Below are 9,443 nucleotides of genomic sequence, written 5' to 3'. Positions count from 1 at the left end.
CGACCCGTCCGCGGGGCAGCCCCTGGACCTGCAGACCACGGACGGCACCACGAGCATGTGGGTCATCGACGGCACCGGAAATCCGGCCGCCGCGATCGCGGACACCGGCAAGACCGCGTACACCGTCGCCTACGACCCCTACGGCGTCGAAACCGTGAAGGCCGGCGGTGACAGTGCGCAGTGGCAGCAGAACCCGTACGGATTTAAGGCTGGTCTCCGCTCGTCCAGCACCGACAACGGTCTGACGAAGTTCGGGTACCGGTGGCAGTCCAGCACCACGGGAGCGTGGATCGAACGCGACACCCTCGACGCACCCCTCAGCCCGAGCAACGCCAACCGGTATGCATATGTTGGAGGGGACCCGGTCAATGCGCAAGACTCGACCGGTCTTGCCACTCCCGCCGAAGTATATGACGTGGTGTGTGGGCCTTTTGTCAACCTGGGGGTCGCCGGGTTAAGTGGAATTGGAGGCGTCTACGGTTACATCGGAGGGCTTTCGTACGGAGCCGGCTGCGTGATCTTCTACTTGGTGAAGGACCGGCCTGTGCCTCCGAACGACGCTCGTCCTCGGGGTGTGCTCTGGTGAACCATCCACGGTTGGGCGGTGCCGTAATTGGTTAAATCGATCGCAAGCTTTGTGGGGCTCTCCATTGGCGCAGTCGGCGTGCTAGTCGGCGGTATTGCCGCGGAGAACCCCAACGGAATCTGGCGCGTAGTGATGCTGTTCGGATTTGTGCTGATCATCGCCGGGAATGCGGGCCTTCGGGCCACGGCAGTCCGCAAACGAGTATCGATCGGGTGGGCAATCACCTCCGCAATCGTTTTTCTCGCTTTCTTAATTGGCGCAATAGTCATCTCGTTAAATGTGAACCTGCCTGACGGGCAACGTACTGGGTTATACTTCGTCGCATTTATATTATTTCTAGTTTTTGAAGTGGTGATGTGGCGTAGCGGTTTACTTCAGAGTGGGAGAGGGCGGTCGTAAGCGAATCGGCTTGGGGTCACATCAGACCCAGAGACCGTGGACACGACCTGGCGGATCGCTACCGGCGCACGGGTCGGACCCTTCCAGATGTTCGACATCGTCCTGTAGACCGCCCATGCCATCGCTAGCGCATCACCGGACGAGGGCGCCCAGGCGTGGGCCGCGTACCTGCAGTCCGAGTACCTCGACAAGGGCAAGTACGCGGTCGAGTTCGGTGGGGGGGTTCTACTGTCACTCCTGAACGACGAGGCCACTTGGCGAGCGAAAGCGAGCAGCGGGAGTAGTGCAGCTCGTGTAACCCGACGAACAACGGTACGCGACGGCGCGTGTTGGCGCGGAAACGCTTAGTAGCCGCTGGAGCTGCTGCTTGCGGCGGTGCCGAATAGGCCGATGCCGGCAAGGAGCATGATCAGGAAGAGGATCACCCAGCCGGCGATGATGATGCCGTTCAGGATGAGACCGGTGATCGCCATGCCGCGGCCGGCGGGCTCTCTCCGGATGCCGACGAAGCCGAGGATGAGCCCGACCAGCGGAACGACCAGTGTGAAGCCCGCGACGATGGACACCAAGCCGAGGATCATGCTGGTGATGCTCAACCCGCGCGGCGGCCCAGGCTGGTAAGCGGTGACGACAACCGGAGGACCGTAGGGCTGCCCGTATGCACACTGCGGCTGCTCGAGATGACACGAGCACTGCAGCTCTGATGACGATCGTCGTTCTCAAAGTCGTGTCGTGATCCCGTCTCGGTAGCCGATCGGCATACGGGACGCGCTCGAGCATGTTCCGGCGCACTATGAACGAGTGCGTGTGTTGACGATTCAGACGGTAGCGATGGGAGTCTCCGCGGAGCAGGAGGCGCATTGGCCACAGCTCGCAGCCGCTGCGATGCTGGCAGCAGAGGAGGGCCGCGACCCCGTTCCCGCGGTGTGGTTCAGGACAGATGAAGGAGCGAGTGGGCTGATTCCGGTTTCCGAGCTCACTCCCGTGACCTTCACTGATGACGAGGAACCGGCTCGATTCATCGGGACAGTGACCGCGATCGGCCCCGACGCCGCTCCATCGACCTGAGCGCTGTCCGGTCGCCGATCGGCTTCCGGACGGCAGCGTTGCCGCGGACGAGGTACATATCAGCTTTGGACGCGGACGATCCACCCGATGATGTTGCCGTGGTGCGGTCGACGGTCGACGGTCGGCGGTCGGCGGTCGGACAGTGTCGAAACGCTGTGCTGTTGCCCGCCATTGGTCTCGGGCACGGAGAAGTCACCACTGTCCGGATCGTTGACGGAACGCCCGAGTCACACACTCCGGTCAGATTGAAGATCACGGTCATAACGAAGGACGCTGCCCGACCGCACAACGGCCCATGCCCCGGGTGCCTAGTGTCCGACAGCCTCTCCGTCTGCTCGCTGCGTGATGGCCTTGGCCCGTCGTGAGGTGAGGGAGGGCGGCACGCTTCTGCCCGCAAGGTTGCGTACCCTGGCGTCATGAGGGTGCTTCGAGTCTGGGGTGTTGCGCTGTTGGTCGGCGTCGCCGTGACGCTCACGGGCTGTACGACCGGCAACGACGGACTCGCCGAGCAGTACCGGGACGGTGACACGAAGAACTACATCTCGGGCGACGGTGCTGTCACGGAGTACGCCGCAGACGATCGTGGTGCTCCGGTCACTTTCGAAACGCACGACCTCGACGGCAAGGTCATCCGCGCCGACGAGTACCGCGGCAAGGCGCTCGTCCTCAACTTCTGGTACGCGTCGTGCGCGCCCTGCCGGATCGAGGCGAAGGATCTCCAAGCCGTCAGCGATGATCGGCACGCGCAGGCGACCTTCCTCGGCGTCGATGTCCGGGACTCGGCAGCGACCGCGCGTGCTTTCGTGAAGGAGCACGACGTCTCGTACAGCAACGCCGTCGATGAGGACGCGGCCGTGCAGCTCGCGTTCTCCGGTACGAACGCACCCAACTCGACGCCGGCGACCATCGTTCTCGACGAGGAGGGCCGAGTGAGCGCCCGCATCCTCGGACCAATCAACCGCAGTGTGTTGACGACGCTGATCGACGAAGCCAGCAAGTGACGACGGAACGCCCAAGCCTCTGAGTAACGAGCCGGTCAGCGCGCCGAGCGCGGACGGCGTGGCTGCGTCCCGCGGAGGGATCCGCTATCGGTACACGGGTGATACGAGTGAGTGACAGTGGCCTTGTCGAACGGTTGCCTTGCGTCGATGCCGCAGGCTTGACTGTTGCTCGACTGTGACCAAGCGAGCGGCGCGAGTAGGCGATGCTCGTCCCATGAAGAAGACTCTCAGCGTTGCCGCCGCGGGAATCGTGCTGGCTGCGCTCCCGCTGCTCTCAGCGTGCGCTGGGTCTCCCGGAGACCCCATTGCGTCGGCTCGTGAACTCGCAGACGCACCTGGATGGGTGAGCTCGCCGACTGGCACCAATTGCGGCAGCGTGGAGCTAGGACACCAGCGAACGCTTCCCAAGAAAAACCTGAAGTGCCTCATGGATGCAAGCAGAGCAGGCGACGTCGGCATGCTCACATGGATCCAGCGAACGACCGAGGGTGATCCGGTCCCCTCCTTCGTCACGACGGCGGGCTCGGGCGCCACTGTCGCTTCGACCGCTGCATACGACACCTACGGCCAGGGCAGTTGGACAGAGTACGAGTGCACCGATATCGCGGCACTCCCTAACTGCTCGGATGGGTCTAAGTAAGCAGCAACTGTTCCGACGGGTCTGAGCGCGTCCAGACTGCTGTCCAGTGATCGATGGCTTACTGGAACACCTCGGGCAGCGCGCCAACGAACTTGTCAAAGTGGCTGTACCAGACGGAGTGGGCTGCTCCGGGGACGTCCCGGACGATCACGCCCCGGCTCTCGTGGTGCGCCGCTGTCACGTCATCGACGTACAGGCTCGGCTTCGCTCGCACGATGATCGATCCGGGCTCCGGCTCGAAGGACACCCCAGGGCCCGTTGCCGGCGACGCCGCCGTGGCCGGATCGAAGTGGTCCGCTGCACGAGCCTCGACAACGCAGTCCTGGTCGCTGTAGAACGGCCGCGATGCTCGAAGCCCGTCGTACGTGCGCGCTCGTTTGTCCTGCTCGTACTCGGCGGTGAGTTCGGTGCGGTCCCAGCCGCCGCGCGACGTGAAGGGAGCATCAATGTAGACCGAGAGCGCCGGGGCCAGCAGCCCGGCGTCCACAGCCGCGGCGAGGAGCATCGCACCGTACGAATGGCCCATCACGAGGTCAGGCGTCGGTCCGCATTCGTCGGCAACGGACTCCGCGATCGATCGGGCGGCCCGATCTACCGTCATGGTGTCGTCGCGCGGTGACAGTCCGTGGCCCGGAAGATCGACCACTGAGACGCGATAGCCGCTCGCGACCAGCAGCGGCACCACTCGCCACCAGCTCTCGCGAGAACCAATCATCCCGTGCAGCAGCACCGCCGTGCGGTCCCCCTGGCCATGCACCTCAACGTGGAGCTTCATCGGGGTATCGAAGCACATCCTGCTCCACGGGCCGGCTGTCTCGTTAGCCGATCGGTTACCGAGACGGAAACGTTGATCTGTCAACGTGAACGCTGCTAGCGTTCGAGCAACTGGTCCGACGATGGGGAAGGGTGGCAACGATGCCGTTTTGCGCCCCTTGTGGACTGTTCCCCACGAAGCCTGCGCCCGAGCTTGTCGGACCGCGTCCGATCTCTCCCGGAGTCATGGCAACGCAGTACTGAGCTGACCAGCACGGTCGGCCTCTCCTCGCCGCGAGCATTCTGCTCGCGTGCTTCTGCATGCCCGCGCCGTCGCCTGGCGGCGGCGCGACGACTCCACGGGATCACATCCATGCTCTTCACCCCTGCCCGGCTTCGGGCCTCACTCGTGAGCCTGCGCGAACACCGCTTCGTCACGTTCGCAGTCCTGACCGACACCATCGGCGCCGGCCTCACGCTGCCGCTGACAATCGTCTACTTCACCATCACCACCGACGTGCCACTGGCGGTGATCGGTGTCCTCTCCACCGTCGCATCACTCGTCGCCCTCCCGATCGGACTCGTCGGCGGCGTCCTCACCGACCGGTTCGGTGCGAAGGCATCGATGATCCTCAACAACCTCCTCTCAGCAGCGGGCTTCACGCTCTATCTGTTCGCCCACGACCCGGTGATGATCTTCGCAGCGATCTTCCTCGCCAACGGGTCCGAGCGGCTCTATTGGACGTCGTGGACTGCCTACGTCCACGACCTCGCAGAAGGCCGCCCATTCGAGCGGTGGTTCGCGTTCCTCGAAGCGACGAAAGCCGCAGCACTCGGCACTGGCGCGATCGTCGCCGCAATCACCCTCGCGAACGGTCACCAGGACGGGTTGCGGTGGCTCGTTCTCGCCAACGTCGTCACCAGCGTGGCAGCGGCCATCGTGTTCGCAACGCAACGCACCGGGCACCGATCCGCGCAAACAGCGGTACCGACCAATGCAGGCGAGGTCGACGGTTCCGGATCCCTTCGCGCCTTCGTCGCTGACCGGTCGATGCGACTCATCACGCTCGGGCAGTTCCTGATTGGTCCCGCCATGGTGCTGCCGAACGTCGCGTTCAGCGTCCTGTTCGTCGACCGCTGGGGCATGTCCCCAGCGGTCGCACCCGTTCAGTTCGCTATCGCAACCGGCCTGTGTGCACTGCTCCAGACCTCCGTCACCAGGTGGATTGCTGGGCGGCAGCGTGGGACGCTCATCGCACTCGGTGCGGTCTTGACCGCTGCGACGGCAGCGCCGCTGATCGTCCTTCCTTCACTGCACGGGCTGGCCGCATGGTCCTACGTCGTCGTGGTCGCGGTCTTGCTGGCCGCGGCGGACATGATTTACCTGCCCGCGGCCAACGCGGTCATGGCCGAATCCCCTCACCCGCGCATCCGGGGCCGAGCGATCGGGGTGTTCCAGACCGCGAGCTCGATCGGTATGGCACTGTTCCCGCTCACTCTCGGACTGTTGGACTCGCGGACGCCGTGGCTGCTGTGGCTCATCGCCACAGGTGTGTTCCTCACTGCCGCATGGGCTTGGCGCGAAGCGGTACGAGGCCTGCCGCAACGAGTGCAAGTTGCGGAGCTAACCGACATCGACGCGTGAGTGAGGCTTGGCCGGACACAACCATGTCCGGCCAAGCACCATCTCGATAGCCGATCGGTCACCGGACACGTCAGGAACGATCGTTTCTGCCGTGGTGCGCTGAGTTGCCCCTCTCCATCAATCGCCACGACCCGCCTGTCAGCGGTGTGAGAGTCGTCAGTACGTAAGCCGCCGCGACGATGCCGAATGCGAAAGCGAGTCCGATCGTGTCGGCGGCGAGCCCTCCGAGCAGGGCGCCGAACGGGACGCCAGCCCACGCTCCCGCGTTGATGAGGCCGAAGACGCGGCCGCGCATGTGCTCGGGCACCCGCTCGAGTTCGACTGTCGCGAGGATCGGGTTGAGCGATCCCGCGGCGAGCCCTGCCAGCGCGGTCGCTGCGACGAGCACGGGCAACGGCGCCCCGAGCGCGAACGCCAGACTGGACGGCCCGCCGGCGAGTGTGAAGCACACCGCAAACGTCACCCGCCGCGGCACCCGGTGGGCGACGAAACCGAAGGCGACGTTGCCGAGGAGAGCACAACCACCCATGGTCGCGACGAGCAGCCCCAGCGCTGCCGCGCCTCCGAGACGGTCGTTGGCGTAGAGGGGAAGCAGGGTCGATCCGCGAGCGGCGTCGAGGAGGTTCGTGATGAGCACCAGCCCGACCAGCAGCCGCATCAGCGGGTCCCGCACGACGAAACGAGCACCCTCTGCGAGGTCGCCCCAGAAGGACGCGCGCCGCGCGCCCCCGATCCCCGTGTCTGCTTTTGCTGCCTTCGCATCGCGAGGGACGAGCGCCCATGTCAGTACCGCCGACACCACGAAGGTCGCAGCGTTGACGAACAGTGACGCGATCGGGCCGACGGCCGCCACGAGGAGGCCCGCCAGGGAAGCGCCGACCAGCTTCGCGAAGCGCTCGGACCCGTCGAGGAGGCCGACACTGCGCTCGATGCGGACACCCGCCCGCTCGGTCAGGCCCGGCAGCATCACGCGGCGAGCGGTCTGCCCTGGGGTGTCGAGGAGGCCTCCCACGAAGACCAGCGCCAGCAACGCCCAGAACGGCAGACCGATCGTCAGCGCCAACACCGGCATCGCGAGGACGGAGGCACCGCTCACGACGTCCGCCACGATTGCGGCGCGACGGTGGCCGACCCGGTCGACGACGACCCCGCCGAGTGGGCCGCCGATGATCACCGGCGCGGTCGCGAACGCCGCGGCGACGCCGATCTCGACGCCGGAGCCGCCGAGCGCGAGGACGTAGAAGGGGACCGCGAAGGCCGTGACCACGTTGCCCGTCTGCGAGACCGCGTGAGCGGCGACGAGGGCGACGAGGGCTGCGCGGGCCGCGCGACTCGACGTACCGGCTTTGCCGTCGCCACCCTTGTCGGATGCGTCGCTCTGCGCGGCGTGAACGTGCGCGGGGCGCTCGTCGGGAGCGGGCGTCTCAGTGGGCGGGGTGTTCTTAGTCACGCGCCCGCGCCACCTGGGTGCCGGTAGGCGTGATAGGCGAGGACGACCGTCTCGGCCCCGTCGTCGGCGTCGGGGCTGTGCGCGGCGCCGACATCTACCCAGCGGTCTACGACGGACTCGAGTTCGGCGCGCAGGGCGGCAAGCTCCGTCACGGTGAGGCGGATCGCACGGTCGCCGCCAGCCGCTGCCGTGACCCACTCCCGCGGCAGGGCCGGTCTGGCGTCGACGTACTGGAGGTAGCGCGCGGCGTTCGCCTGGACAATCGACTTCTCGAGGGCGGCCGATGCGCTGAGGCGAGCTGGGTCGTCGAGCAGGTCGGCCGGCTCCCACGAAGTGAGGGGTGCTGCGGCCTGCCACCAGCGCTCACGCCGGTCGGCGCTTTGCGGCTCGGCCGCGTGGATGAGGTCGCTCGTGGCGAGCTTGGATAGGTGGTAGCTGACCGTGCCCGGGGCCTCATCTACGACGTCGCCGAGCTGCGCCGCAGTCTGGGGACCTCGCTCGCGCAGCAATCCGAGAAGGCGCAGGCGCGTCGGGTGGGCCAGCACCCGCATCGAAGCGGCGTCGGTGAGGGTCGAACGGAGCGTGTCGCGAGAGGTCATGCAAGTAACGTAGTTGCTCAACTGTTCTTGCGCAACGGTTATTGTCTACTTGTTCAAGTCGCGAGTGACCGCCTCGGACCGGTCGTGCAGGTTGAGCGATTGAGGCGTGAGCGCCGCTTGTTGCAAGGTGCTCTGATTCACCGCAAGGGGCGAAGGTTCTCAAACGTGCTGTCGATGAGTCAGCAGGCAAAACCTGCCACGACTGGCCAGTCCAGGCAAGGTACTGACCGTCTCAGTAGCCGATCGGTGACCGGACATGTCGGTGCGGGTCGTCAGGTTGTGGCGGCGGATTGGCGGCGGAGGCGGGACCACCCTGCGCAGATGAGTGCGATTCCTGCGGCGACCGCCCATCCGACCGATGGGGTCGATGCGGTTGCGATGAGGATGATGAGGGCGGTCCCGATCGCTGTGCCGAGCTGCGCTCCGGTGTTCACGATGCCTGCTGCGCTGCCGGCCAAGGCTGCCGGGACGCTGGTACCCAGGCCGGTCGCTGCGACCGAAGCCGCTGCAAGGCCAAGGCCGATCACGGCGACGCCGGCCGCGATCCACGGCCACGAGTGGCCTAGAACAGCGAGGACCGCGTTACCGCATGCGATGGTTGCAGCCCCCACTGCGGCCAACCGGTCTGGTCCGAGTCGGGGAGCGATTTGGCCGGTTGCGACGGATCCGACGATGACGGCGAGGCTGAATGCCATGAGGACCAGCCCGGACAGCAGTGCTGGTATCCCGAGGCGGTCCTGGAGCACGAGTGTTGCCAGCACCGACGATGAGCTGGTGGTCGCGGTGTTGAGGAATGACTGCACCGACCCACGTCGGAGGTTGGTGTCGCGGAACGCATCCCGCGGCACGAGCGGTGCACGTGCGCGGCGGAGCCGCCAGGCCAACAACCCAGCGATCACCAGACTGAGGAGGATCAGTCCAACACCCTGCGGCTGCGTGGCCTGTGCCTCGAGCAGGGTCGTGCCTGCGATGACCGGCATCGCGGCGGCGACGAGGAGGACTGCGCCGAGGGCATCGAGCCGTTCGGCCCGATGCGGCTCCGGTTCCTCCCGCACGACGAGGGCCACTCCGACGAATAGGAGCGCAGCGACCGGTGCGTTGACCCAGAACACCGACGGCCAGCCGAGCACTGTAGTGAGCAGTCCACCGGTAAGGAACCCGGTTGCGCCGGCTGCTGTTGATGCCGAAGTAGAACGGACCCCCTGACGCCGAACTGGGATGGACCCCCTGGTTGACGCTAGGAGGGTGATCACAGTGGACACGTGGGCAGAGATCCGTCGGCTGCATCGAGCGGACAAGGTG

The 9,443-nt window shown here is 65.9% G+C and carries 9 protein-coding genes; 4 read left to right on the top strand and 5 right to left on the bottom strand.

The genetic code is table 11. From position 1 onward, the window contains the following. On the top strand, positions 1-586 hold a 586-nt coding region (locus tag GVL05_RS19135), incomplete at its 5' end, for an RHS repeat-associated core domain-containing protein (protein ID WP_200849280.1). Positions 587-1,329: 743 nt separating this feature from the next. On the opposite strand, the gene GVL05_RS19130 is transcribed toward GVL05_RS19135, so the two are convergent. Continuing rightward, positions 1,330-1,566 (bottom strand): hypothetical protein, encoded by a 237-nt coding sequence (locus tag GVL05_RS19130; RefSeq protein WP_159574179.1) that lies wholly within the window; start codon positions 1,564-1,566, stop codon positions 1,330-1,332. A gap of 903 nt (positions 1,567-2,469) precedes the next feature. On the opposite strand from GVL05_RS19130, the gene GVL05_RS19125 reads away from it, so the two are divergent. Both GVL05_RS19125 and GVL05_RS19120 read left to right on the top strand, forming a co-directional pair. Beyond that, on the top strand, positions 2,470-3,054 hold the full coding sequence (locus tag GVL05_RS19125) for a TlpA disulfide reductase family protein (RefSeq protein ID WP_159574178.1): 585 nt from the start codon (positions 2,470-2,472) through the stop codon (positions 3,052-3,054). A 214-nt stretch (positions 3,055-3,268) separates the two neighbouring features. Then, on the top strand, positions 3,269-3,694 hold the full coding sequence (locus GVL05_RS19120; RefSeq protein WP_159574177.1) for a hypothetical protein: 426 nt from the start codon (positions 3,269-3,271) through the stop codon (positions 3,692-3,694). A gap of 58 nt (positions 3,695-3,752) precedes the next feature. On the opposite strand, the gene GVL05_RS19115 is transcribed toward GVL05_RS19120, so the two are convergent. Further along, complete coding sequence (locus tag GVL05_RS19115; protein WP_159574176.1) at positions 3,753-4,469, bottom strand: alpha/beta fold hydrolase; 717 nt, start codon at positions 4,467-4,469, stop codon at positions 3,753-3,755. Between the two features lie 351 nt (positions 4,470-4,820). Between GVL05_RS19115 and GVL05_RS19110 the strand changes: the two genes are divergently transcribed. Then, on the top strand, positions 4,821-6,092 hold the full coding sequence (locus GVL05_RS19110; protein WP_159574175.1) for an MFS transporter: 1,272 nt from the start codon (positions 4,821-4,823) through the stop codon (positions 6,090-6,092). A 70-nt stretch (positions 6,093-6,162) separates the two neighbouring features. On the opposite strand, the gene GVL05_RS19105 is transcribed toward GVL05_RS19110, so the two are convergent. The 3 genes from GVL05_RS19105 to GVL05_RS19095 form a co-directional block, all read right to left on the bottom strand. Further along, complete coding sequence (locus GVL05_RS19105) at positions 6,163-7,542, bottom strand: MFS transporter (protein ID WP_159574174.1); 1,380 nt, start codon at positions 7,540-7,542, stop codon at positions 6,163-6,165. After that, a complete protein-coding gene (locus tag GVL05_RS19100; RefSeq protein ID WP_159574173.1) occupies positions 7,539-8,141 on the bottom strand; it encodes a helix-turn-helix domain-containing protein in 603 nt (200 codons plus the stop codon). The genes GVL05_RS19105 and GVL05_RS19100 overlap by 4 nt, the downstream gene beginning before the upstream one ends. A 272-nt stretch (positions 8,142-8,413) precedes the next feature. After that, positions 8,414-9,394: an MFS transporter gene (locus GVL05_RS19095; protein ID WP_235036070.1), complete on the bottom strand. Its 981-nt coding sequence runs from the start codon at positions 9,392-9,394 to the stop codon at positions 8,414-8,416. Between the last annotated feature and the right edge of the window lie 49 nt (positions 9,395-9,443).

It is taken from the genome of Curtobacterium sp. 18060, assembly GCF_902706105.1.
GTDB lineage: Bacteria > Actinomycetota > Actinomycetes > Actinomycetales > Microbacteriaceae > Curtobacterium.
This window is presented reverse-complemented; position numbering and strand designations above follow the sequence as displayed.

Excerpts from the sequence above, each read along its gene's own strand:
- GVL05_RS19130 (WP_159574179.1), bottom strand. The coding sequence starts at position 1,566 with ATGATCCTCGGCTTGGTGTCCATCGTCGCGGGCTTCACACTGGTCGTT.
- GVL05_RS19125 (WP_159574178.1), top strand. The coding sequence starts at position 2,470 with ATGAGGGTGCTTCGAGTCTGGGGTGTTGCGCTGTTGGTCGGCGTCGCC.
- GVL05_RS19120 (WP_159574177.1), top strand. The coding sequence starts at position 3,269 with ATGAAGAAGACTCTCAGCGTTGCCGCCGCGGGAATCGTGCTGGCTGCG.
- GVL05_RS19115 (WP_159574176.1), bottom strand. The coding sequence starts at position 4,469 with ATGAAGCTCCACGTTGAGGTGCATGGCCAGGGGGACCGCACGGCGGTG.
- GVL05_RS19110 (WP_159574175.1), top strand. The coding sequence starts at position 4,821 with ATGCTCTTCACCCCTGCCCGGCTTCGGGCCTCACTCGTGAGCCTGCGC.
- GVL05_RS19100 (WP_159574173.1), bottom strand. The coding sequence starts at position 8,141 with ATGACCTCTCGCGACACGCTCCGTTCGACCCTCACCGACGCCGCTTCG.